The organism is Phaeodactylibacter sp., assembly GCF_040219495.1.
In the GTDB taxonomy this organism is placed as follows: Bacteria; Bacteroidota; Bacteroidia; order Chitinophagales; family Saprospiraceae; genus Phaeodactylibacter.
Genome location: NZ_JAVJSK010000141.1, coordinates 22246 through 47433, shown reverse-complemented (window position 1 = coordinate 47433; position 25188 = coordinate 22246). Strand labels below are relative to the sequence as shown.

Here is a 25188-nt window from a genome sequence, read left to right as displayed (position 1 = left end):
GCATTCCGGGATTTTTGTTTGTTGCCAGAGTTATCAGCCTTCCTCAATGACGGCAGAAAGCCCGCGGTCGATGAGTGCATCCTTTTTGGGCTTCAATACATCCTTGGGAGCGGTTTTGACCGTCGCTTTGCCTTTGAAATGAATGATCAGAGCGAGCTGTTCGGACTGCTCGCTACTGTGGTCCAGGACTTCCATGAAGCACTGTATCACCCAGTCAAAGGTATTGTGATCATCGTTGTAGACAATAAGCTGGGCTTTCTCCCCTATGCCTGAGTCATCTTCGACAACAACCTCCTCGACTTCCTCTACAGATGTACTGAATAACTCATCGATCATACGCTGATATAGTCTTGCTTCATTGAGACCAACTAGTTAAGCTGCCCCAAAGTTTCCTTAATGGCCTCAAAATTAGGAAGATTTCCGGCATTATCAAGGACTTCGGCATAGCGGACCGCGCCTTCTTTGTCTATTACGAAGGCAGAACGCTTGGAAACGCCCTTCATACCAAAGAAGTCATCGTAAATAGCCCCGTAGGCATTGGACGCCTCTTTGTTGAAGTCAGAAAGCAGGGGGAAGTCGAGTTTTTGCTCGCCCTTGAACTTACCCAGTGTGAAGGGGGAGTCCACAGAAATAGCCACTACCTCTGCATTGAGCTTTTGGTATTCGGCCATGTTGTCGCGCATCGTGCACAGTTCCTCGGTGCAGACGCTGGTAAAGGCGAGTGGGAAAAAGAGCACAATGAGGTTTTTACCTTCATAGTCGCTCAGGGCAATTTTCTCATTTGCGGTATTATTCAGGGCAAACGCCGGGGCTTTGTCGCCAACTTTTACTGCCATTTTGGTTTGAGTTTTGGTTTGATTACAATATAGTGATTGTCTAACACCGAAATTCGCAGACCGTTTATAGAACCGCTAACTTTATCGGCAGGTGCTAAACCGGGTCTCTGGATTTTTATGTTGCTTTGCAGCAAAATCGATCGAACGCCATGAATGAAGAAAAAAGGGCATATCTGGAGCTGCACATCGCTGTATTCCTTTTTGGGTTCACCGCCATTCTGGGAGACCTCATACAGTTGTCTGCCCTGGTCATGGTGTGGTGGCGGGTACTCATCACGAGTGGGAGCTTGCTGCTGCTGATCCGGGTAGGGCGGGTCATGAAAGCCTTTACGCGGGCACAAATCCTCCGGTTCATGGGCATAGGGGTATTGGTGGCGCTGCACTGGGTGGCTTTTTACGGCGCCATTAAGCTCTCAAATGCTTCCATCACGCTCATTTGTATGGCAACCACTTCTTTTTTCACTTCCCTGATTGAGCCTGTCGTCATGCGGCAACGGGTGCGCTGGTACGAACTGCTGCTCGGGTTGCTCATTATCCCTGGTATGGCGCTCATTGTGGGCAGTACGGATGCCTCAATGAATACGGGTATTATCGTAGGGCTGGCATCGGCCTTCCTGGCTGCCTTTTTTGCCACCCTGAACAAAAAATACATCCGGCAATCCTACGAAGTGGGCATCACTTTCCTGGAGCTGGGGAGTGCGTGGCTGTTTTTATGCCTGGTCCTGCCTTTCTATATCCTGTTTTCGGAATCCCCCGTCCAAATACTGCCGCTTACCCTGGTGGACTGGGGGCTCCTGCTGGTTTTGTCTTTGCTCTGTACCACGCTGGCCTATGTGCTTGCCCTGCGGGCACTCAACCACCTGACTGCTTTTGCCTCCAACCTGACCGTCAATCTGGAACCCGTGTACGGCATACTGCTCGCCTGGGTTTTGCTGCGCGAAAATGAAGAACTGACACCGGGTTTCTACCTCGGCGGCGTGGTAATCCTGCTGGCGGTCTTCAGTTACCCGCTCATCCGGCGGTGGCGGCGCAGGCGGGGGTTGGAAAATTAGCTTTTGCTGCCAGATTGGGTTAGCTGCTGGAAGTAAGCTTCCTGGATCAGCCCGCGAGCTGCAGCATCTTTGGCGGCCTGCTGATAGTTGTCTACGAGTTTCATGTCCACGCCCGTTCGTTCAATAAAGCGCTTGATCCGCCTGGCCCGGCTCAGAGAGCGCACATCCCGGATGTAAATGGCACGGATGCGGCCCGGGCGGGCTTTGGCTACCGCTTCGTAGATATAGGGGTCATTTTCCCCGCTATCACCAATAAGCACAAAGGGGAGGTCGGGGTACGTATCGATAATGCGCAGGATACTACCATGCTTGTGCCCGAGGTAGCCTTCCGGATTGTCCTGATAGGGCAGCCCGAAGTCGCGCAGCAGGATCGGGCCTTCCGGCAAATTGTTGAGCGAGAGAAACTCTTCCAGCAGGTCATATAAATTCCAGGGGCTGTTGGACACGTAGAACACCGGATTGCAGGGTTGATGCCCTACGCCACATCGCAGTGCCTGGAAAAAAGCTGCGGCTTTACCAAAGGACTGCCGCAGCGCTGCGGTCTTGAGCAAGGTATGGTACAATACCCGCAACTTGAGCAATGAGGTGACATCAGTCTTTAGAATAGTATCGTCCACATCGCTGATGAAGCCAAAGGAGGCCTCAGGGTGCGGAATGAGCATCGGGACCCAGCTGCGTACATTCGTTTTTCGTCTGGGTGTTTCCTCCAGATGTACCTGAGCAGTGTACCAATCGAGCTCAGGGAGGTCAAGGGGTTGCTTCAGCGGGCCTTCCAGCAGAAAGTACCCTTCATCATCAGTCTGAAGGATGTAGGGGTGGCCGCCTATCTCTATACGTATTGTCGCACCAATGATTTCCCGGCTGTTGAACCGCTTGTAGTTATTGATCAGGGCCCGCCAGGTGGAGTTGACCTCATCCTTGATAATGCGGCGGTCTTTAATGACCCGGCCCCGAATACTGACCCAGTCCGTACGCCCGTACCCACGATAGGGCATGATCTGTATCGGCCAGGTAGGTTCTTTGCCCAGCCATTCCTGTACCGTCCTGCTAAGGCGTACGAAGAGGCGGTCGACCTGTCTGAGGGTTCGTAAAAGGGAACGCTTCAAAGTAGGCAATGATTTTGGTAAACCGTAAGATACGAAACCCCCAACAATTTTCCCCTTTGCGGGTTCCTCCTTCTTATGGTACATATATTGATGTTGCACGGTAACGGTGGAGGGCGCACCCGGTTTTTGCCCTTTTTGAACTTGCTGCGGGAAAAGGAACCGGTTCCTTTTCGGGTACACTTACCTGAATTGCCTGGCTTTGATGGCCGCCCTCTGCCGGAAACAGCGGATGGGTGGGCCCCCTTTATTCAGGCACTGCAAGCGGAGGTGGCACCATTGGCAGATGCACAATGGGTCGTTTACGGCCACGGTATTGGTGGTAGCCTGCTACTGGAATGGGCGGCCCGCGGCTGGGCACTGCCCGGCCACTCCGGTTGGCAGCCACAGCAGGTTTTGCTGCATGGCATTATTGGCGCTTCCCTGGAGCACCGCTTTTTTCCTAAGCTTATGCGGCCCAGGCTCATCCGTACAGCGATGCAGGCCCTTATTGCCTGGCCGCCTATGCGCCCGGTTTGGGAAAAACGGCTTTTCCTTCAGCCCGCAAGCATACCGGAGCATGTGCGCAAGCAGTTTTTTAGCGACTACGCCCGGTGTGCCGCCTTTCCTGTGTTCTTTGACCTGATCACCCCAAACTGGTACCGACAGGTGCAGGAGCAACTAAAAGCAGAAGCCTTTAGCTTTCTCTGGGGCAGCAAAGAACGCGTGGTGGCCTCCAAATACCTGGAACTCTGGCAAAAAGATTTCCCAAATGCTACCTTTGAAATCGTTCAGGGTTGGGACCACTTCCCTATGCTGGAAGACCCCAACGGATTTTATGAAAAATTAACAGCCTACATTTTGCATGAGCAAGCTTAGCCAGCTTCGACAGCTTCAGTCGCTCGGGTATCCGGTGCCGGCTTTTACAGCTGTAACTTATTCAGACTTCCAGGCAGGTCGGTTACCTTCGGGGCTGTCCTTCCCGGTGGCCGTCCGCTCGTCTTACCTCACCGAGGATGGCGGGCAGTCAAGCCAGGCCGGGCAGTTTGCCACCCTGCTGAATGTGCAGGAGGGTGACCTGTCAGTAGCCATCGGTTCGGTTTTTCAAAGCTACCCCACCAAGGATGGCACTGCAGTGCTTGTGCAGGAAATGATAGAGCCGGATTACAGTGGCGTGCTTTTTGCGTTCCGGCACGGGAGCTGGAAACTGGAATACACCGAAGGGCTGGGAGATGCCCTGATGAGTGGGCAAGTCAGCGGTTCAACCCTGTTGTTGCCATTTTTTACAGCCTGGGATGCCCGGTGGTCAACGATTTTTAACTTCTGGGAAGGCCCCCAAACCGGTGGAAAGCGCCTCAGGCAGGCCTTTATCCGGCTCAGCTATACTGCCGGGCAGCTGCTCCGTCAGATGGAGGCAACGCACGGCCTTGATATTGAATTTGCGGTAGCCAATGGTAAGTTGTGGCTCCTGCAGGCCCGGCCCATCACCACGCCTGAAGAAGCAGAAGAAGTGCTGACCTCCGCCAACCATAAGGAAATCCTGCCTCCCGAGCCATCAAGGCTGATGACCGATATAATCACAGATGCAGGGACGGCGCTTTTCGGTTATTATCAGGATTTAGACCCCACCTTACCTGCACGGGCATTCCTCCGTCCGGCTGGTGGTATGCCCTGGATCAACCTTTCTGCCCTGCTCGACACCATGGTCCACTGGGGTTTGCCTACACAACTGGTCTGCCGTTCGGTTGGTGCAGAAGACTTCTATCAGGTAGGGCTGCGCCCCTGGCGTTGCCTGGCCAAGCTGCCCGTGTTCTTTAAAGTGCTAAACCAGCAACGGCGCGCCCGACAGCGCATTCAGGCCTGGCAGAAAAAGGCCGCACTGGAAACCAGCTTAGGCATTGCCGAGCGGGAGCCCCTCTGGGCGTTAGATGCTCCTGCCGCTTTTCAGCAGTGGACTACTGCCTTTTCCGGACTCTATGTGGGCCTGGTGACGAATATGCAAATCCTGACCGGTGCTATGTCTGGCCCGGTGAGCATACTGCAACGCCTGGGGCTTTTACACCGCCTGGCAGCAGCCATTCAGCAGAAAAGCGCAAGTACGGACTACCTTGAGGCTTTTCGGCAGTGGGAACGGGGGGAGCTGCCTACGGCTATTTTCCGGGAGCGATTCGGGCACCGTGGGTTTTATGAATCCGATTTGGGGCAGCCCCGGTTTTGGGAATACAGCCCGGAAGACTGGGAGGCACTGCGTAGGGGGGTGGATTATTTGCGGGAAGAAAAAAGCGCTCCCCAACAGGCGCGGCAGCCTCTGTGGTCCAGGCTGTTTAAACCTGTCATTGACTTAATTCATACCCGGGAGTGGATACGGCACGAGACCATGAAGCTGTTCTGGCAATTCAGAAAAGAATTACAGGAGCAGTTGCCCTTCACGCCCTGGAAGTACACACAGGCGATGCTGCAGTCTTATCTTAGGGGTAGCGTACCAGTAGACGATTTTACCGGTTGGGAAGGCCCCAAGCCAGTGGGATGGGATATGGATACCTTCCTCTGTAATCAGCAGGGCAGGCGATTGCCGATTACGGTGCTCTCCAATGTGTCTGCCGACCAGGAAAACCGTCAGCATGGCGTAGGGGTCTGCCCCGGTAAGGTGAAAGGGCAAGTCTGGCGTGTGACTGCCGCCGACCTGCGTGCGGTTGCTCCTCCTCCGTTCGCTGCTATTATTCTGGTTGCGGATGCCCTGGACCCCGGCTGGGTGCCTTATTTCTCAAAAGTAGATGGTGTCGTGTCGTACGTAGGTGGGCTATTATCCCATGCCTCCATCATGCTGCGGGAGGCGGGAGTGCCCAGTATTACGCAGTTGCCGGCTCACATAACACTCCAAACCGGTGATTGGGTGGAAATTGATGGCCAAAAGGGCACGATTACTGTGTTGTAGGGAACAAAGTGGCACAGATGCCGTATATTTCTGGAAATGGAAGCTTGCCTTACTATGGATAGAAATTACTTACTTGGATTCCCCCCTGCTTTTTTTCTGCTTTTAGGATGGTTGTGCACAGCAACTAACTCCCTGACCGGGCAACCGCAATGGTTGAAAACAGTGCCGGTGATTACCGAAGATACGCCCTACTGGGCACAGCTGATGTATGCGCCTCAGCCCAATGTCCGGCAGGTAGACAGCGCTTATCACGCCTATTACGAAGTGCAGGCGTTTGAAAAAAACACCCATACGCAAAACTACAAGCACTGGCGGCCAAAGGTCGAGCCCTATGTGCAGCCGGACGGTACGGTGCGCTGGCCTTCCGCATTGGAGCGGCAGCAGACCGAATCGGCATACCTCCGGGCGCTGCAGCAAAAACCAGCCAACCGGCAAACCGGGGTTTGGGGCAATCTTGGGCCTTTTGAGACCTTCACGCAGGGAGAGGGGCAGTTTGAGGTGTCCTGGCAGGTCAATGTGTATACCCTCGATCAGGCGGATACCAACCCCTCCATACTGTATTGCGGCACAGAAAGTGGGGGCGTATTCCGGTCAGACAACAGCGGGCAAACCTGGTCGCATATCTCTGCCAATACCATGATGAACAACGTCCGCATCGTCCGCATCGACCCTAACAACGCAGCGGTTGTGTATGCCGGTGATTGGGAGCGCCTCTACCGCACAACGAATGGGGGTGAAAGCTGGGAAATCCTCCTGGATGCTGCCGACTTGCCACAGGCTTCGCTCGGTATCAATGCCATTGCAGTTAGTCCGGCAGATGGGCAGCGGATTCTGGTAGGAGGGGTGGACGGGCTCTGGCTGACTGAAGATGGAGGTGCCAACTGGTCACATCTGGTTAGCGCTTCGGTTTATGATATCGAATTCAAGCCAGATGATCCACAGGTGCTCTATCTGGTGCGTAACCACGGTACCGAGCCCCGCTGCATTTTTGAAAAATCAGAAGATGGGGGTCAAAGCTGGGCCACCAAGGGAAACGGTTGGTATGCACCTGATCTGAGTAGCCCTTTTATAAATGATGCCGGGGCAAAGATTGCTGTATCTGACCTCAACCCTGACTTGGTGGTTGCTGGCCTTATTGGTAACTCTAAGGTGGGGGATGATGGCTGTTTGGGGGTCTGGAAAAGCACGGACAGTGGGGAATCCTGGAGCCTGCAGGGCCCTCATGTAGGAGGGCCTTATGAATACAGCGGTGGGCCGGCTAATCACAAGAATATTATGATTAATGAGGGCGGTGGAGGCCCTTATCAGGGCTTTTATGATTATGTGCTCGCAATTTCGCCCTTCGATGAAGATATCGTTTACACCGGTGGGGTCAGCTTGTATAAGTCTACGGATGCTGGCGCCTCTTTCAACGTCATAGGCGGCTATCAGGGCAATACCTGGATCCACCCCGATATGCAGGAGATTACGGTTGGGCCGGACGGGGTATGGCTTGGCACCGATGGCGGCATCGACTTTACTGATGATGAATTTGCGACCGTGGAGTCCCGCAAGTACGGTATTACCGGGTCTGAATTCTGGGGCTTTGGTAGTGCCTGGAATGAAGATTTGGTAGTAGGCGGGCGTTACCACAATGGGAATACGGCTATCCGCCCCGAATTTGAACAAGGGCAGTCCCTGCGGTTAGGCGGAGCGGAAGCCCCGACCGGCTATGTGCAGCCGGGCGGGCGGAATATTGCTTACTTTTCGGATATCAGTTCGCAGATTGTGCCACAAAGCTTGTCGGGCGCCGTATTGCAGGCGCCAAAGCTGGAGCTCTATCCAACGGAGTCTTACTTCTCGACCCACTCCAGCGAGATAGAGTTTCTGCCTCATTGCTACAACCATTTCTATCTGGGGCGGGAGAACAAACTCTGGAAAACAACCGATGGCGGCCGTTCCTACACCCTGATTGCTGAATTTGGCAATGATGGACAGCCAGTTATGCAGCTGGAAGTCAGCCGGAGCAACCCCGAAGTCGTGTACGTCTATCAGCGTACTGCTTTCTCAGACGCGCGCCTGCTGCGTACCCAAGATGGCGGGCAAAACTGGGCGGTTTTAAATTTTCCGGACGGGCCGGCTTCTAAGCGTGCCGGAGGACTGGCGCTCAACCCCGAAAATGAAAATGAGATTTGGGCTTACTTCGCCCACAACGCCAACGACGGAGCCAAAGTTTTCCACTCTTCAGATGGCGGGCAGACCTGGGAAAACAGGACCACTCCGCTGCTGGACGGGCACCGCATTCATACCATGCTCTTTCAGGCGGGTACGGATGGCACGGTCTATATCGGTACGGATAAAGCGGTGTTCTACCGTGACGAAACCATGGAGGACTGGGCATTCTACAATGAAGGCCTGCCGATGAGAACGAACACCAATATTTTCCGGCCTTTCTACCGGGATAGTAAACTCCGGGTCGGCACCTACAGTAATGGTGCATGGGAAGCTCCGCTGGTGACTCCGAGCCGTTTGATGGTGCAGCCTACGGTAGATAAGCTGGAGGCTGGCTGTTCGCGCGATACCTTCTACTTTGATGATTACTCGGTACTCCGCCACGAAGGCGCTTCCTGGTCATGGTCGTTTGAGCCCGAACCCACCTACATTAGCGATGCCCAATCCCACAATCCCAAAGTGGTATTCGGAGCACCCGGGGCCTATACGGCCACCCTCAGCATCACCGATGGTACAGGCGAAAGTGGCATGCGTGCCCTGCCGCCAATCACTGTGGAAGCCTGCCGGGCAGATAGCATTCCCGGGTTGTGCATGGAAACGCAGGAGTGGGGCGATTACGCGATTATTGATGCCCTGCCTGCCACGGCACCCGAACTAACTATCACTGCCTGGATACATCCCTACGGCGTACAGGCGGAATACACCGGTATTGCCATTACAGAAAGCGGGCCGGCAGCGGGCCTCAACTTCCGGCCAGATATGGAACTGGGCTACCATTGGCCGGGTGGCGCCTGGTGGTGGAGCAGTGGTCTTTTTGTGCCTGCCGGTGAATGGTCACATGTGGCTTTGGTGGTCAAACCCGACGGCATTACGGTCTACCTGAACGGCGAGTCGGCTACCCACACTTTTTCCCCCGAGGCGGTGGATTTTCGGAATACGGCACTCTTCCTGGGCAGCTACCGGGGTTGGGTGCAACGGGGTTTTAAAGGGCAAATGGATGAAGTTCGCTTTTACGACCGGGCGCTGTCGACTACCGAAATACGGCTAAGCCGCCACCTCACCGCCCGCCCCGAACAAGAAGCGGGACTGGTGGGCTATTACCAATTCAACGAAGCGGCAGGAGTGATACTGAATAAAGCTGGCGTCAACCACGCTTTTCTAACGGGTGCGGCTGCCCGTACCGTTTCTTTGGTGCCCGCTGGTGGTGGGCGGAGCGATCAGCTGCAAGTTCAAAATACAGGCGGCTATACTTTTAGTGAAACCGGCGTCGAGCTGCAATTGCTGGCCGGCCTGCCGGTGGCATCCACGGTAGTGGCTACCCGCCTGAATGTACCGGCTTCTGTAATGGCAGGGGCAACGGTACTGCCGGACAGCGGGTACTGGGTCATGAATATCTACGGCGATGGTAGTTTGCAGGAGGCGGGCGCAACGGTTTCGCTTGCTGGCCTGACTTTGCCCGATGAAGCCCCCGGACAGCCCGGCGCTTTTGAGCTGGCGGCCCGGCAAGCCAATGCCGCAGCCGATGAATGGACGGCGGCAGGTGTGGCCTCAGCAGCCGAGCCGGTCAGTGGGGCATTGACCTTCCCGCTGGATGGAGTCTGGGCGGAAGGAAATGGCGCACAATTGCAAATCGTTCAGGGTGAGCTGACCTCTACATGGACCGGGGCCTTCAGTCAGTCTGCATTGGTCTATCCCAATCCGCTGAGGCAAGGGCAGCCGCTGGAAGTTGTGGCTCAGATGGAACTCCCGGGCGAGTTTTCCGTATACAACACCCAGGGGCAGCTACTTTTACAGCAAACGCTAACCAGTGCCCAAACCACCCTGAAGCCAAATCTACCCGCAGGCATTTATACGTACCGCCTGATAGGGGTTGAAAAAATGTACACTGGTAATCTCGTAATTGTGCAGTAGTGCGAATAAACAAATGTTTCTTCAGGCTCTACACTCCTACCGGTGCCGGACCGTGAAAGGTCAGGTACTTATAGTCTGCCAAGTCAGGGTTCATAAGAGCGTGTTGGCAGACTATATACATCAATCTGCTTAGTAGGCTTCCCCCAAGTCCGGAAAGTATGAAAAACACTAATTGTTAATATTGGAGTTTATTAATGGAGGTTTCGTATAGATCAGGGGTTAGGGTTTTTTGCCAGATCAAGCCCTGTCCCGCTAAGCAACGAGACACAGACAGGCGTGATGAAGAGCTGGTGAAAAAGGTAATCCAGGGGCATACAAAAATTACGTTAACAAACGCTATTAAAGGAAACTTATGAAAAGTCAAATCTCAGTTATTTGGAGCTTGCTGCTCTTGTTCGGGCTTGCGCTGCAGTCTTGTGACGAACAACAAACCAATACTGCGGGTACGCTGGGGGCATCCTACGAACAATTCACTTTGCTGCCTGCCGCCGAAACCGGCATTGATTTCGAAAACAAGATCATCGAAAAGCCGGATTTGCACCTTGGTTTTTACGATTACTACTACAACGGTAGCGGCCTTGCTGCCGGCGACTTTAACAACGATGGGCTGACCGACCTGTTTTTCTGTGGCAACCATGCGGCTAATACCCTTTACTTCAACGAGGGTGATCTGAAATTCACGGATGTTACGCAAAAGGCGGGCATCGACTCGAAAGGCAAATGGTCTACCGGTGCCACTCTGGTCGATATCAACGAAGATGGCTGGCTGGATATCTACGTCAGCAATTCCGGCCCAACCAATAACCGGCAGGACCTGGCCAATCAGCTTTATGTTAACAATCAGGACGGCACTTTTACCGAACAGGCCGCGGCTTACGGTATTGCCGATGATTCCCGGACGACACAGTCTGCTTTTTTCGATATGGACGGTGATGGCGATCTGGACCTCTTCGTAATGAACCACTCTCTGCGCAACCGGGAGGGCAATGCCGTCAAGTGGCATGAGACTTTCGCTGCACTGGAGCCCGAGGTGCAAAGGCAAGACATCAACACCTTGTACCGTAACGAAGGCAATGGCAAATTTACAGATATCACCCGGGAGGCGGGGCTGTACAAGCCGGGCTTCGGGCTTGGGCTCGCTATTTCAGACTTTGACGAAAATGGGTTCCTGGACATCTACATCGCCAATGACTATTTCATTCCGGACTTTTTCTACTTCAACAACGGCAATGGCACCTTCACCGATAAAATCAAGAGCAAAAACTCACATGTGTCTTTTTACTCAATGGGCTGTGATGCCGCCGATATTAATAATGATGGGTTGGTAGACCTGTCGGTAGTCGATATGACCCCGGGAGACCACTTCCGCAACAAAACCCTGATGGCTTCCATGAACGTGGATCAGTTTACCTGGCTCAATGACATACAGGGGTTTGCACCGCAGTACATGTTCAACACCCTGCAGTTGAACCGGGGCTATGGTGTATTTAGTGAAATTGCCCTTATGGCAGGTACGGCGCAGACCGATTGGAGCTGGGCAGCGCTGCTGGCTGACTTTGACAACGATGGCTATAAAGATTTTCTGGTGACCAATGGGTATTACCGGGATACTAAAGACAATGACTGGCGTCTCAAGCTGCAAGACCGCTACGAGCAGGAGGGGAAGTCACCTGAGGCCTACTACAATCATTTGCTGACGGCCAACTCCCAACCCATTCCGAACTACATGTACCACAACAAAGGCGATCTGACTTTTGAGGATGTTAGCGCGGCCTGGAAGATGAACACGCCTTCTTTCTCACACGGTGCCGTATACGCTGACCTCGATAAAGACGGCGACTTGGACATCGTGACCAATAACCTGGCCAGCAAGGCTTTTGTCCTGAAAAATAACGACCGAGAAAAGGGCAACAGCAACTACATCCGCTTCGAGCTCAGAGCCGGTAATACGTTCAATGACTGCCTGAACTCCAAGGTCAAGATTTTCTACGGGGAGCAGCAGCAAATGGTCGAATACAGCTTTACCCGGGGGTATCAGTCCTTTGTGGAGCCGGCTGCCCACTTTGGGCTTGCTGAGGTAGCGGCTGTGGACCGTGCAGAAATTCACTGGCCCAACGGGCAGGTGACCACCATACAGGGGCCAGCTATCAACCAAACGCATGTTGTGGATAAGCGGGAGGTAGCGCTAATGGCAAAGCCGGACGTCAAGCGGCAGCCGGCCTTCTCAGACATTACCAATCAGCAAAGGAACCTTGCTTTTCGGCATATCGAAAATAATTATGATGATTTTGCTTCGGAAGTACTGTTGCCGCACCGGCAGTCACGCCTGGGGCCCTGTGTAGCCGTGGCTGACGTCAATGGCGATGGGCTGGAAGACTTCTACGTGGGCGGTGCCAAAGGACAACCCGGCGCTTTATACACGCAGCCCTCAACTATGATCTTCGAGCCTTCGGTTCAGGCCGCCTTTGCAGAGGACTCAGGTTCAGAAGACCTGGGAGCCTTATTCTTTGATGCTGATCAGGACGGCGACCTGGACTTGTACGTCGCCAGTGGTGGCGGAGGCGCATTCCGGGAGGGAGCTAAGCAATTGCAAGACCGCCTGTACCTCAATGATGGGAAGGGGCGGTTTACCAAAGCCACGAATGCTTTGCCCCGGCTGACTTCGAGTACCGCTGTAGTGGAAGCGGGAGACTGGGACAAAGATGGCGACCTGGACCTGCTGGTAGGTGGCCGGACCTTCCCGGGCATGTATCCACATCATCCGCAATCGTACCTGTTGCAAAATGATGGCGGTAAGTTTTCGGATGTGACCGCAGAGGTCTATCCCGGGCTGGAGCGCATCGGTATGATTACGGACGCCTCCTGGACAGATGTCGATGGCGATGGATGGGAAGACCTGATGGTGGTAGGAGAGTGGATGCCCATCACCTACCTGCGCAATCAGAATGGCCGGCTGCAGTCAGTACCGGTACTGGAAGATACAGGAATCCGTGGCTGGTGGTACAGTATTGAGCCCGGTGATTTTGACGGCGACGGCGATCAGGACTTCTTGGTAGGCAACATCGGACTGAACAATAAATTTCACCCCAGTCAGGAAAAAAACCTGCATGTCTTTTGTAACGACTTTGACGGGAACGGCACTCCTGATATCGTCCTGAGCAAGCATTACAAAGGGGAGATCGTGCCGGTTCGGGGGAAAGAGTGTTCGACAACACAAATGCCCTTCCTGGCTGATAAATTCAAGTCTTATGCTTCCTTTGCCTCCTCCTCCCTGGAAGACATCTACGGGGCTGACAAGCTGTCGGAAGCCCTGCACTTGCAGGTTGACAACTTCGCAACCGTCTACCTTGAAAATACGGGCGGGAGCTTTGTCATGCACCAATTGCCCAATGCTATGCAACTAGCGCCAGTCAACAGTATTATTGTGGAAGATTTTGACCAGGACGGCCATTTGGATGCAGTGCTGGCGGGCAATATTTTTGAAACGGAGGTGGAAACGGCGTCTTACGATGCCGGAAAGGGCCTCTATTTAAAAGGGCATGGTGATGGGACATTCTCTACCTCCCTTTACATGCCGGAGAGTGGCTTGTTTGCACATGGCAATGTCAAGGATGTGGCGCTCATCCGTTTGGGCGGACAGCGTCCGGCGCTGATTGTTGGGAATAACGATGCGCCGCTACAGATGTTTGCCTGGGTAGGCGACCGGGCTGTACAGTAGACTTGATGCGTCGGGTCAGTGTAGTAATTTGCAGACTCAACAAGTCGACCGGGAGTAGGGAGATCGCAGCTCTACTCCCGGTTTTTTATCGGTTGAAAGGGCTTTCATTGGTCCAGTTAAACCCTCTGCCCATTAGCAGGAAGTCTTCCTTATCCCGCCAGGTAGCCCCAACCAAGACGGTATCTCCTCTGACCATGCCCCGGAAATGCCAGGAGACCGCGCCGGTGCGTTCATAGTAAAGGGTATCGCTGAAACGGCCCTGCGTAAAAACGGCCCACTGAGCAGAGGTGTCTACTTCGAGGTCAAACCAACGGATATGCCCCGGCATCGTCTGTATCAATGCTCTGCCGGGGAACTCCACCGCGATATGCTGCCAGCGCCGGCCATCGGTGAGCAGCGGGGGGAGCGTGTCTTGGTTACGCACCATAGTATCCACCCTGTACAAACCGTACAGAGGCGGCTTGGGTTGGTTGGTGTATTGACTGATGATAACGGCCACAGCAGTAATGCCGCCAAGCATCACCAATCCCTTAAGGGTGTTCTTCACCTTGCGGTAGCGTGCACTGGAAAACAGCTCCGGATCATAGGCGGCTGCGGTAGGCAGGTTGAGCACAAATAGCCGGGCTAGCCGTGGGCCGTCGAGGGCGAGGAGGAACAAGCAGAAGATGACGAGATGAGTGGACAAAATCTTGACGGGTACATCGTAGCAGTAATTCAGCACCATCACATTAGCCATCACCCCAAGGGTGACGAGCGCCCCGAGGGTGGTGGTCCGCCGGAACAACAGCAAGGCTGCTCCCAGCAACTCCCCCATACCTGTGAAAAGATTGTACCCATAAGAATAGCCCATGAAAGTCCACAACAGCCCCATGGGAGAGGACTCACCAAAAGGTTGGAGCAACCGGTGAAAGGCCGGCTCCGGAAACTGGCTGTAAAGGACTTTGGCCAAGCCATAAAGGGCCATCTGAACGATGAGGTAATACCGAACCACTACCACTAGCATCTGCAATAGCCTGCTGTAAGAAGTCCGCTTGTCTAAAACCGACCATACCAGCGTACACAATATGGACAACGTCAGGAGAAAGGCGACGCTGATGTAATTGTAAAGCCCATCGCCACTGCCTGTTTGTAGTACATCCCTGCTCGCTTCAACTCCAAGCAGCGCTTTTCCGAATACATGAATAAGGGGGTGCCAGGCTTTTCGGAACAGGATGGAAATACCCGACTGATTGGAAAGCATATACAGCAGGAAGTAGATAAACAGGAAGCGGAAACCCGCCCGGGCCAGGGGCGTCCACTGCAGTTTGTTGCTCAGGGGCATAGGCTATGCAAGTTTTGTAAGAGTGTGTTGGGACTTTAGGAATGCGTTTGCAAACTTCAATTTTTTGGTTAGACGAGTCAGCCTGGCGAAAGTTAACAATTAGAGTTTGTTGGCGTTTGTTTTTCAGGAAAATTCAGAGGTGACGGATGGCAGGTTTGCAAAAGACAAACTAAATGTGTATTTTTGATGTTTGAACACCGAAATATAAAAATTCAGCTATGTCTCAATCGCAATTGCCAGCAGATAAAACAGCGCAGACCGAATCTGCGGTACACCCTTTAATCAAAAAACGGTGGAGCCCCCGGGCGTTTGCCGAGCGCCCCATCAACGATCAGGACCTGGCAGCTCTCTTTGAAGCGGCCAGCTGGGCAGCGAGCTCTTACAATGAACAGCCCTGGCAGTACCTGTACGCCCACCGTGCTGATGAAGCAGGGTTCAACCGGCTGCTTTCCTGTATTCTTGAAGGCAACCGTGCCTGGGCACAAGGGGCAAGTGTGCTGGTACTGAGCCTGGCACAAGCCAACCTGGCCCGCACCGGTAAGCCCAACCGCCATTACTTCCACGATACCGGCGCTGCCAATACGAACTTCTTGCTGCAGGCTGCCGATATGGACATCTACGGGCATATGATGGGCGGCTTTGACTTCCAGAAAACCGTAGCGGAGTTTGACCTGGAAGAAGGGCTGGAACCGGTCTGCTTCATGGCTTTAGGCTATCTGGGTGACCCTGAGCAGCTTGAGGAGCCCCTCCGCAGCCGGGAGCAGGCACCCCGCAGCCGCAAATCGGTAGATACCTTCACGCACAAAATTACCGCATCATGAAGAATATATTTTCCTACCTGGCTTTCCTGGCCGTTTTGGGGCTGGCTTCCTGCAGTGCGGAACCGGCACCGGAGCAAACGGATAAAGCCACCAAGGCATTGGCTCAACCGGTAGTAGCAGACCCCGGCTTCAAAAGTGTGCTGCATAAAGCTGATACCCGTGGCGAAACGCGTGCCAGTTGGCTCGTCGGCAAGCATAGCTTTTCCTTCAACCGGTACTATGACCCCAACCGGATGAATTTCGGGCTGCTCCGGGTTTTGAACGATGACTGGATTGCGGGCGGTGGTGCGTTCCCCATGCACCCCCACGAGAATATGGAGATCATTACCATCCAACTGGAAGGCGGGCTGATGCATCAGGATAACAACGGTGGGCAGGGTGTCATCCGGGAAAACGAGGTGCAGGTCATGTCGGCAGGCACGGGCATCCGCCACTCTGAAGCGAACGCCAGCAAAACAGAAGCCTGCAAGTTGCTGCAAACTTGGGTGTTCCCCAATCAGATGGGGCTGAAGCCACGTTACAATCAGCGGCGTTTTGAACCGGAAGACCGCCAAAATAAGTGGCAGGTCCTGGCTTCCCCGGAGGAAGGGGAGGCGTTGTATATTCATCAGCAGACTGTATACAGCCGGGGGGACTTTGACGCGGGCAAAACAGTCCGCTATCCCATTCGCTATACGGGCAACGGGGTTTACGCTTTTGTGCTGGAAGGCCAGTGCAAAATCAACGGTCAGCCTCTGGAACGGCGCGATGGCTTTGGTGTTTGGGATACGGATGCCATAACCGTTGAAGCGGCTACCGATATTGAGCTGCTGCTCATAGAAGTCCCTATGATCAATAAAGGATAGTTATGATCTTTTTGCACAACGCATTTGCACAGGAATTCGGGACCTATCTGGAGCTTGGGTTTACCCATATTCTGGACCTGCAGGGGTACGACCATATTTTGTTTATCGTGGCCCTTTGCGCGCTCTACCGCTGGGAGGAATGGCGCAACGTGCTGGTGCTCGTCACGGCATTCACGATTGGGCACAGCCTGACGCTGGCGCTTGCCGCTCTGGATCTTATACGGGTGCCACAAAGCTGGATTGATTTGCTCATCCCGCTCACCATTTTGATGACGGCTGCGAACAATATCCGCCGGGGCGAAGTGCCCGACCGGGGGCCGCTGTTTGACCGTAGGCAGGTCTTTAACTACGGGGCAGCCCTGGTCTTCGGGCTGATCCACGGCATGGGCTTTTCCAACTACTTTCGTTTTCTGCTCGGGGCCGAAAGCAGTATCGTCAATCAATTGCTGGCATTCAACCTGGGCCTGGAAGCCGGGCAACTGATTGTGGTGGGCCTGTTTATGCTGATGCTGGTCTTGTTTACCCGGGTCCTGCGCACCCCACATAAGGAGTGGAACCTCGTCGTTTCGGGGGGCGCTGCGGGCATTGCGCTGACCATCATTCTGGAGCTAATGGTTGCCGCATGAAGATCTGGAGTGTTCTGGCGGGAGGCGGGGCCATTTTGCTTTGGTGTAGCTGGCACCCTCTGAAAATGAGCTATACGGCCGTAAAATACGAACAAGAGAAGCGCTACCTGGAAGTTCAGTTCCGGGTGTTTCAGGATGATGTGGAAGCGGCTTTTCTCCAGAACTACGGCTACCGTTGCAACATCGTAGCGCAAGCTGATGACCCGGCTATGCTGTCCTACCTGGAAGGTTACTTCGATCAGGTTTTTGATGTCTGGTCGGGCGGTGAAGAGATCTGCTTGTCTTACCAGCGTATGCAGCCCGAGCAGCAAATGGGGCTGGTGCTGTATTTCAAGAGCCCGCCCCTTGATTCCGCGCAGTTGGCACAAGTGCGTATCTTCAATACCATACTAACGACTACATTTCCTCAGCAGGTCAATATGTTTTATTTTGGTCTGGACGCTGACCGCCGCTATACCACACAGATGGATGTGGAAGTGCAGGAAGTCAGCATAACCTTTTAACTGATGAAAATCAACCTTGCTCAACATCCGGTACAGCACAATCCCGAAAGGCGGCGCTTTGAAGTGAAAATCGAAGCTAAAACGGCGGTTGCGGAGTACATCAAGACCACGCAAAAGCTGATCCTTACTCATACCGAAGTGCCCCGCGGACTGGAAGGCAATGGCCTCGCCAGCCATTTGGCGGTAGCTGCACTGACCTATGCCAAAGACAACGATCTTGTGGTGATGCCCCTTTGCCCCTACATGGCCGGCTATATTGCCCGGCATCCGGAGTGGAAGTCTATTCTGGCACCCGGCATTAATGTCAGTGAATAAAGACCTCTGGATATTCCGGGAAAACTCCCGGAGAATACGTACTATTGCAACCGAAACGAATCCATTCCATGAGCAGTATACGCGTTTTCCGGGACGAAGTGCCCACCCTTGATGTACCCCAAATGATTGAAGTAGACCGTTTGATGACGGAGTTTTACGGCATCACGCTATTGCAAATGATGGAAAATGCGGGGCGTTGCCTGGCTGTCCTTGCCCGCGACCGGTTCCTTGACGGCAATCCGCAGGGAAAAGTCGTTGCGCTGCTGGTCGGCAAAGGCCATAATGGGGGCGGGGCATTAGTAGCTGCCCGCCGGCTCATCAACTGGGGGGCGAGGGTGCAGATTTATCTGAGCCATCCGCCTGAAGCGCTTAACAGTGCCACTGCGCAGCAATACCAAACCCTTTCTGCTATGGGCGCCACGTTCTCCCCCGCAGAGCACCTGCCGGAACGCCTGGAAGGAGAGCTGATCATTGATGGTCTTATCGGCTACCGGCTGATGGGCGACCCACAGGGGGTGATCAAGAACTTTATTGAGTGGGCCAACCGCCAAACTGCGCCTACCCTGGCCCTGGATACCCCTTCCGGCATAGAGCTGACCGCCGGGCAAGTGCACTCTCCTGCTATCAAGGCACGGGCGACGCTTACCCTGGCCCTGCCCAAAAAAGGACTGTACGAGGAGGCCGTACAGCGCTACCGTGGCGAACTGTACCTGGGGGACATCTCGGTGCCCCGCGTGCTGTATGCCAACCCTGGCCTGGAGATCAAGGTGCCGGATTTGTTTACGGAATCGGATGTGTTGCGGCTGCCCTAGGCCTATCACGTATTGATCAAACCGCATCCTAGAACAGAAAACCCTGTCAGGATTGGCAGGGTTGATTAAAATGAGTTCGGTGCCGGACTGCAAAAGGGACTGAGTTACCAAAGTGAAGCCATGAAAAAGAGGATAGCTGCCTTTGCTGCTATCCCCCTCACGTTTTTACGGGGCCTTGTGGCTGGCCCGTCATTTGATTTAGTTCTTCTGATTTACAATGGTGGTGTTTCCGTTACCAGTGATAGTATTCACTGTAGAGTGGTTGTTACCTGTCTGCATGATATCCACAGAATTCATATCTCCTGTAATGTCCACTCCGTCCCGATTGAACCAGGAGGTTCCAACCATGTTATTTGCCCCATCTTGTACGATTACAATGTCGTTGTTGTCGCCATCAACTTTACCGGATGTATCATTGCCACTGCCACCATTAACAACATTGATATTGAGAGTGTTGTCATCTGACCGCTCAGGGAAGCTTGAAGAAATCCCCCAAGACCCTTTGTTATCGTTTCCATCTACGGTCAAATTGACCTCATTATTATCACCTCTGAACCCAAAACGGTAAAAGTTGTCATCCCCGGCCTGTGCGCCGTTTAAAGTGTTATTTTCTGAGCCTGCGACCAGTTTCGTTTCCAGATAGTTACCATCTCCATCCTGATCGAAACTTATACTGTTAGCGTTTGCTCCACCGAAGACACCCGCTTCAACTAAAACATCATTGTTGTCACCTTGCTGGGTGATATCTACATCGTTGCGATCACCCACGACGGTCACATCAATGTCGTTAAAATCACCGTACTGCTCCATCGTCATCCAATCATCACCGGCTGCACCATTAGCCACATTGCCGTTATTGCTACCTGAAATGCTAATAGTGGCGGTATTGGCTTCGTGGTTTCCTCCATTGATGCCCTGGATGACCTCTGTTTTGTTTGCATCACCAAGCTGATCCAGATCGGTGCGGTTAGCTACAGGAATGGCGCCACCAAAAGCAACCTGCGCTACGTCAGCTTCGTTTTCATTGCCAATCTGCTGTACATAAGCCTTGTTCTTTTGATTGCCCTGGTACAAACCCATTGTATTGTTACTGCCGTCCTGAAGCAACGTGAAATCAGCTGTTGCTCTTTGGCGAGCGACATCGCCAGTCTGGGTTTTGGAATTTTGCAAGGTGTTGTCATCACCAGTCTGGGTAATAACCGCGGTGTTTGTTTTTACCTCCTGGCTAAGTTTGCTCAGGTTGTTTGCTCCGGTTTGAGTAACCGTAGCACCGTTATTGTTACCGCTTTGGCTTACGTCCGACTTGTTGCCCTGAGCCATAGCCAGGCTTACGCCCAATATCAGGGCAAATGCTGTTAATAGTACCTTTTTCATTGTTCTAAGGTTTGTGTTAATTAGGTTGATTACAAAATGAGAATTTTTATCTTTTGCAGGAATGAGCAGTCAGCCGGGACATACGCGAGTCCTTGCGATAGCAGAGCCTTTATCGCTCTTTCGCCTCCAAATTCTCTGCGATTCCTGAAAGTAGACGATAGCCTACCGGCCCGTTGTGCTGAATCAGCAGGGTTCGGGCCTGCGATAGACCGTCCAGTATAAAATTACCGGGAGGTAAAATAAGGGGGGAGATAAGAACAAGGCCATGACCTTATCCTGAAATTTTGTAGTGTGCACTCGTCCGAATATACAGTATAAAATTACACGCTCCTTTCCTTATTATCCTGACGTTTGGGTCCACAATCCTGCCAACACGCTCTTAAACGGGTTGGATTACCAGTGCGGTTGCTTCAAATGTCATCGCATGTCGACCATAGATGCATCTTCGAATAAAAAACGGCGTTCCGTGCCGTCAAGCTTGACCGACATAATCGAGGAGGGGCCGACCCCGTCATTGGGCATACTGGTAAAAATGACTCTTCCTCCCGTAGCAGAATACCGGGCCTGAATATCGTTGGTGCCGGCAGCTTTTTGTCCTGATAAATTAAGAGTGCTACCGGTACTAATGCTTCGTATAAAAATTTCAACATCAATCAACCGTCCGTTGGCGTTTTGGCTTTCGCTAACATCATAAGTGTAGAGTACAGCTGTCCCATCTACTGAAAACATGGGATTGCCCAAAGTGCCCGGCTGATCCGCCACAAGCATATTTAGGGTACCGGCTGGGTTGATCAGATAGAGTTCATCCTCATAGTGGTTATTGCCTCTTGCCCTTGCTACGACGTGGTTGGAGTGGGAAGTCCAATCGAACCCGGTAAAGGCCCTGCCCTGGGGCGCCTGAGCAAACAATCCCATTCCGGTACCATCGGCATTGATTTTGTAAGCCCGGTCAAAATTCATGAACAGAAGTTGCCCGCTGTTAGGCGACCAGGCATAGTCAATCTGCTCAATTTCGTAGCTCATCACGGGAATTTCATCGGTTACCTGACGGACGTTACTGCCATCCCGGTCCATTACAAACAGGTGCGGGGCTGTACCGCTGAAGGACAGGAAAGCCACTTTTTCCCGGTTGGGGCTCATCCGGGGTTTCCAGCAGTCGCCCATGCCGCTTGTCAGTTGGATCTCATTTATATTGTCCCCCTGGAAGTCGCCGGTCTGACCAGTAAAAACGTTCAATTCACCAGTGAGGCTGTCCGCCTTTACGTAGTGGTAGCGATAATCGGGGAATATTTTGGTGGAGAATTTCCATACCGGGCCAAATACGGGCTCTTGTTCTTCATTGTCGGCCCTGACCTGCCAAAAGTAGGTGGTGCCGTAGTTGAGGTCTTCCAAAATTATAGAAGTGTCGGTTGTTGCCTCAGCAACCACCCTGCCTTCCGGGTCGTGTTCCGAATAAAGGAGCACATCGTAGTAGATGGTATCCTGAGTGGTGTTGCCCGGCGACCAGGAAAGCGACAATTCAACCTCGAGCCCTTCCAGCCCATCCTGTGGCTGTGGTTCAACCGGAGTGCTGAGTGCATCAACTGTCTCGGGCTGCGCAATCATCAGGATAGTAGATTGCCGGGTCCGGTCCGGCTCGATTTCCACATTTTGCAGCCCCTCCCGGTATCCATCTGCTTTTATACGGATGGTATAGTTATCGGTTAGCAAGGAGTCAATGAAAAACTGCCCCTGCTCATCGGATATGAAAACATTAGTGGCTGGTACCGTGGTGATAATGGCCTCGGGTATAGGCTCAAATGTTTCTTCATCGAGTAGGGTACCTTCCAGGCTTCCGTAGGCATCGACCTCAATAGGGTCTTCCTGACAGGCCGCCAGAAAGCCTGTCAGGAGCACAATAAGGAGGAGTTGATAAATGGACTTCATGGTTATACCTGCTTATTTGTTAATGAAAAACTTCACGCCTGCCCGAACTCGCCAGAGGAGGTCATTGTAGCGGCCTGAGCTGATATCGTCCAGCTCATCGGTGAAGAGAAAGTGATAATCAGCGCTGGCATCAAGGGACATCCAGTCGTTGATATAGAATTCCATACCGATGCCGGTATTGGCTTTCAGGTATGTCTGGCCAGCTCCACCAGCGGAAAGGGTATTGGTCTGGTCCAGGATCGCACCGGCTCCAAGCAAAAAGTACGGAGAAAGCCTGTCTCCCGGAAGTATCTGCGTAATGAGGTTGAGGTCACCGTACAGGATACGTTCTTCATAGAGCTCGGAAGCTACGGCCAGTTGGCTGGCACCGAGGTTGAGCTGAGCCTGAAAGCGGGGGGAGAGGGAAACCCCAAGGCCTACTTCGGCACCAGGCCTTAATCTTGACTGCGGGTAGTCACCATCGTAAATCATTCCGCTGGCAGCAACAGTGATGGATGCGCTGGCTTCGCGGTCATAGAGGGCCCGGCCAAGCAGTTGCGTCTCCTGCATTTCCGCCCGCTCCTGCTTGAAGAGGGCAACTTGCCGTTCAGTAGCTTTCTGCTGCTCCGGGTCTGCGGCCCATAGTCCATCGATCAGCCCCTCCATAACGAGTGCGTAGACGGCTTTTTCTATCGCCTCTGTCACGGCCATTTCGGAAGGTTCGTTGTAGGTAAACCCGGTTTCTGCTTCCAGTAAGCGCTGGAACCGTACGAAGCGGAAGAGGCCGGCATCGACCGACTGAGACAGAATGGTTTTGGACGTATAAACGGTCTTGAGGACTTTGCCGTTGGAGGTGGAAATGGCCCGCAGGTAGACGGTAACCCGGTCTTGGCGATACTGCCCGGAAGCACCGGCTCCAAAATAGCGGAGCCCGGCTCCACCCGTTACAATATTGGCATCATAGGAAACGATGCCCCCTTCCAGGATAATGCCGGCAAAGAGTAGGGGCGGGAGCACCGGGCTTCCATTATTCTGTTCGTACTGCTGCCGGCTGGAGCGGATGATTTTACGCTCGTTGAGCAGATTGGCCACATTTTCCCGTTCAATAGGGACAAACCAACCGGAATCATCCATCGCTTTGATAAGGATACTGGTACCGCCCTGTGTGACGGCTGTTGACCAGTTGGCGCCAATCTCGGCGGGCCGGTACTGCCCGGACTGATCGCGGAATTTATATACGGCGGCTACAACTTTCTCTCTGGGCAGGGGCAACCGCCGCAAATCATCGGTGATTTCTGTTTCCTCGCCCAGCCGGGCAGGGGAGCTGCTTAGGGGCTGGTTCATGTAGGCCCCACAACTGCTGAGCAGGAGCACCAGGATCAGGCTGGGCAGCCAGGTTTTAAAAATGAAATTCATAGTGATTAGAGTTTGGAGCGCCCTTGTGTTTGGAAAAAGCTTAGCCACCCATCTTGCCTATTGAGGAAGACAAAATACATCTTGCTTTCAGTTCATTAAGGCTAGGGCAGCCAAGCCATCCAAACTCTACCTTTCAGCCAAGGGCTTAGTTTTTATAAATACCGGGGGAGGGGCTGTATTTTACTTTGATTTGGTTAGAAGTAGGGTACTGTGATTTGAGTCTGCCCTCCATTGGCGAAGTCAATAATGGTCACGTTGAGCCCGTCCAGGCCGGGGACCACGGTGATTTCAAAGTCACCGAGGTTGTAAGTGCCTTCTTCCAGCCCGAATTCACCAAACTGGCTGGTGACCAGTTGGCGGGAGATCTGGCTGAGCAATTGACGGTTGAGGGTTTCCGTGAAGTTGTCCAGTGAGGTGCGGCTATTGGCCGTACTCCTCCGGTCTGCATTATTCTCCAGCGCGGGGTCTGTGAGTCCGTTTTGGACATTAGCGGAGTTGAGCATCCAGCTGTAGTTGAGGTAATTGCCACCGAAGGCAGGATTCTTAGGCTGGTAAGTGAAGTCCTGCGCACAAAGAGTGGATTGCCCGGTCAGCAAAATGAAGCTGAGCAAGACGATAAAAGAAAAAGGTTTCATGTTTTCAAAAATTTAGAGTTTGGAAATCGTTCTGGAGCAGTGAGGCCTAATACAAGCCGCTGCCACTTTGGTCGCCGTCGAGCGCCTGCTCGACCTGCGCCTGTTGTACTACTTTTTGGTTGATATAATTGGCCACTGCCTCGGCAAGCTCCCGGATCAGTTCGGATTTGGGTGGGAGCATTCTGGCAAAGACCTCTTCGCCATCGAGGATGACATTGATGCGGGTAGACCGGCCCGGAGCTGGTTTTTCTTCAATGCGTATAAGATAGCCCAGCTGTGTTTGCGGCTCCTGCCAGCTTTGATAGAAAGCCTCGTAAAACTCCTGACCGGAGCGGGTGCGGGTCTCATCCACGATGAAGCCGCCACCGAGCTCTATGTCCTGTCCGGCTGAACCGTACCCGTTTTGTGGGCCATTTTTTTTTACATCCGGAGCAGTTGAAGGTGCTGCTTTGGGCGGGGTATCTTTTTTGGGGATCTCACCAATGACTTCTCTGGCCTGTGCGATGAGGTCTTCACCTTCGTAAATATCCAGTGTAGCGAGTACGTAGCTTCCATCATCAATGTTGACAGACGTGACGGACAGCCGTCGCTCGCCCTCATGGCCTAGTTCAAATGATCCGCCCTGCTTGGAGGAGGACCGGTTCTGCCGGGTATCTATCCTGAGCATGGTGAGCTGGTAGGATAAGGACCGGTCTTTCCCGGAGTTATTGGTGCAGTGGGCGGAAAGCTCAAGCTGCCCATCCGTTTTCGTGACCTTTAGGGTGGCTAGTATATCTTCCGTTTCTTCTGTTTGGGCAACAGCGGCGGTGCTGGAAAAGAGTCCCAGGAAGACGATAAGTGCTGTAATCCTGAAATTCATGGCTTAAGTTT

At 53.2% G+C, this 25188-nt stretch carries 20 protein-coding genes; 11 read left to right on the top strand and 9 right to left on the bottom strand.

Annotated features, from left to right (window positions below; all coding sequences use genetic code 11):
* Window positions 1-33: 33 nt before the first annotated feature.
* The gene (locus RIC19_RS22885; protein ID WP_350180713.1) at window positions 34-336 is read right to left on the bottom strand and encodes an ATP-dependent Clp protease adaptor ClpS; all 303 of its coding nucleotides are present in this window, start codon (window positions 334-336) and stop codon (window positions 34-36) included.
* Between the two features lie 32 nt (window positions 337-368).
* Window positions 369-836 (bottom strand): redoxin domain-containing protein, encoded by a 468-nt coding sequence (locus tag RIC19_RS22880; protein ID WP_350180712.1) that lies wholly within the window; start codon window positions 834-836, stop codon window positions 369-371.
* Window positions 837-985: 149 nt separating this feature from the next.
* Here RIC19_RS22880 and RIC19_RS22875 point away from each other — a divergent pair, with 149 nt between their 5' ends.
* Entirely contained in the window at window positions 986-1888 is a 903-nt protein-coding gene (locus RIC19_RS22875; RefSeq protein ID WP_350180711.1) for a DMT family transporter, read from the top strand.
* Here RIC19_RS22875 and RIC19_RS22870 read toward each other — a convergent pair.
* Window positions 1885-2994 carry an App1 family protein phosphatidate phosphatase gene (locus RIC19_RS22870; protein WP_350180710.1) on the bottom strand — a complete coding sequence of 370 codons (1110 nt, stop codon included), beginning with the start codon at window positions 2992-2994 and terminating at the stop codon, window positions 1885-1887. The two genes, RIC19_RS22875 and RIC19_RS22870, sit on opposite strands and share 4 nt — an antisense overlap.
* 75 nt (window positions 2995-3069) lie before the next feature.
* On the opposite strand from RIC19_RS22870, the gene RIC19_RS22865 reads away from it, so the two are divergent.
* The 4 genes from RIC19_RS22865 to RIC19_RS22850 all read left to right on the top strand — a co-directional run bounded on the left by RIC19_RS22865 (window position 3070) and on the right by RIC19_RS22850 (window position 13745).
* Window positions 3070-3849, top strand: coding sequence for an alpha/beta fold hydrolase (locus tag RIC19_RS22865; protein WP_350180709.1), 780 nt, complete (start codon window positions 3070-3072; stop codon window positions 3847-3849).
* Complete coding sequence (locus RIC19_RS22860; protein WP_350180708.1) at window positions 3836-5905, top strand: PEP/pyruvate-binding domain-containing protein; 2070 nt, start codon at window positions 3836-3838, stop codon at window positions 5903-5905. Before RIC19_RS22865 ends, RIC19_RS22860 begins: the two co-directional genes overlap by 14 nt.
* 168 nt (window positions 5906-6073) lie before the next feature.
* The gene (locus RIC19_RS22855; RefSeq protein ID WP_350180707.1) at window positions 6074-10027 is read left to right on the top strand and encodes a LamG-like jellyroll fold domain-containing protein; all 3954 of its coding nucleotides are present in this window, start codon (window positions 6074-6076) and stop codon (window positions 10025-10027) included.
* Window positions 10028-10379: 352 nt separating this feature from the next.
* The gene (locus RIC19_RS22850) at window positions 10380-13745 is read left to right on the top strand and encodes a VCBS repeat-containing protein (RefSeq protein ID WP_350180705.1); all 3366 of its coding nucleotides are present in this window, start codon (window positions 10380-10382) and stop codon (window positions 13743-13745) included.
* A gap of 85 nt (window positions 13746-13830) precedes the next feature.
* On the opposite strand, the gene RIC19_RS22845 is transcribed toward RIC19_RS22850, so the two are convergent.
* Complete coding sequence (locus RIC19_RS22845) at window positions 13831-15066, bottom strand: hypothetical protein (RefSeq protein WP_350180704.1); 1236 nt, start codon at window positions 15064-15066, stop codon at window positions 13831-13833.
* Window positions 15067-15284: 218 nt separating this feature from the next.
* Here RIC19_RS22845 and RIC19_RS22840 point away from each other — a divergent pair, with 218 nt between their 5' ends.
* The 6 genes from RIC19_RS22840 (at window position 15285) to RIC19_RS22815 (ending at window position 18988) form a co-directional block, all read left to right on the top strand.
* Window positions 15285-15887: a nitroreductase family protein gene (locus RIC19_RS22840; RefSeq protein ID WP_350180703.1), complete on the top strand. Its 603-nt coding sequence runs from the start codon at window positions 15285-15287 to the stop codon at window positions 15885-15887.
* Window positions 15884-16732 (top strand): pirin family protein, encoded by an 849-nt coding sequence (locus RIC19_RS22835; protein WP_350180702.1) that lies wholly within the window; start codon window positions 15884-15886, stop codon window positions 16730-16732. The genes RIC19_RS22840 and RIC19_RS22835 overlap by 4 nt, the downstream gene beginning before the upstream one ends.
* 2 nt (window positions 16733-16734) lie before the next feature.
* Window positions 16735-17358 carry a HupE/UreJ family protein gene (locus RIC19_RS22830; protein ID WP_350180701.1) on the top strand — a complete coding sequence of 208 codons (624 nt, stop codon included), beginning with the start codon at window positions 16735-16737 and terminating at the stop codon, window positions 17356-17358.
* The gene (locus RIC19_RS22825) at window positions 17355-17861 is read left to right on the top strand and encodes a DUF6702 family protein (RefSeq protein ID WP_350180700.1); all 507 of its coding nucleotides are present in this window, start codon (window positions 17355-17357) and stop codon (window positions 17859-17861) included. Before RIC19_RS22830 ends, RIC19_RS22825 begins: the two co-directional genes overlap by 4 nt.
* Window positions 17862-17864: 3 nt before the next feature.
* Complete coding sequence (locus RIC19_RS22820) at window positions 17865-18176, top strand: GNAT family N-acetyltransferase (RefSeq protein WP_350180698.1); 312 nt, start codon at window positions 17865-17867, stop codon at window positions 18174-18176.
* A 68-nt stretch (window positions 18177-18244) separates the two neighbouring features.
* Window positions 18245-18988: an NAD(P)H-hydrate epimerase gene (locus tag RIC19_RS22815; protein ID WP_350180697.1), complete on the top strand. Its 744-nt coding sequence runs from the start codon at window positions 18245-18247 to the stop codon at window positions 18986-18988.
* Window positions 18989-19186: 198 nt separating this feature from the next.
* Here RIC19_RS22815 and RIC19_RS22810 read toward each other — a convergent pair whose 3' ends face one another.
* The 5 genes from RIC19_RS22810 to csgH form a co-directional block, all read right to left on the bottom strand.
* Window positions 19187-20362 carry a hypothetical protein gene (locus tag RIC19_RS22810; protein WP_350180696.1) on the bottom strand — a complete coding sequence of 392 codons (1176 nt, stop codon included), beginning with the start codon at window positions 20360-20362 and terminating at the stop codon, window positions 19187-19189.
* 417 nt (window positions 20363-20779) lie between these two features.
* A complete protein-coding gene (locus RIC19_RS22805) occupies window positions 20780-22288 on the bottom strand; it encodes a carboxypeptidase-like regulatory domain-containing protein (protein ID WP_350180695.1) in 1509 nt (502 codons plus the stop codon).
* A 12-nt stretch (window positions 22289-22300) separates the two neighbouring features.
* A complete protein-coding gene (locus RIC19_RS22800; RefSeq protein ID WP_350180694.1) occupies window positions 22301-23683 on the bottom strand; it encodes a CsgG/HfaB family protein in 1383 nt (460 codons plus the stop codon).
* A gap of 194 nt (window positions 23684-23877) precedes the next feature.
* Complete coding sequence (locus RIC19_RS22795) at window positions 23878-24318, bottom strand: curli production assembly/transport component CsgF (protein ID WP_350180693.1); 441 nt, start codon at window positions 24316-24318, stop codon at window positions 23878-23880.
* Window positions 24319-24364: 46 nt separating this feature from the next.
* Window positions 24365-25177 carry a curli-like amyloid fiber formation chaperone CsgH gene (csgH, locus tag RIC19_RS22790; RefSeq protein ID WP_350180692.1) on the bottom strand — a complete coding sequence of 271 codons (813 nt, stop codon included), beginning with the start codon at window positions 25175-25177 and terminating at the stop codon, window positions 24365-24367.
* Window positions 25178-25188 lie beyond the last annotated feature (11 nt).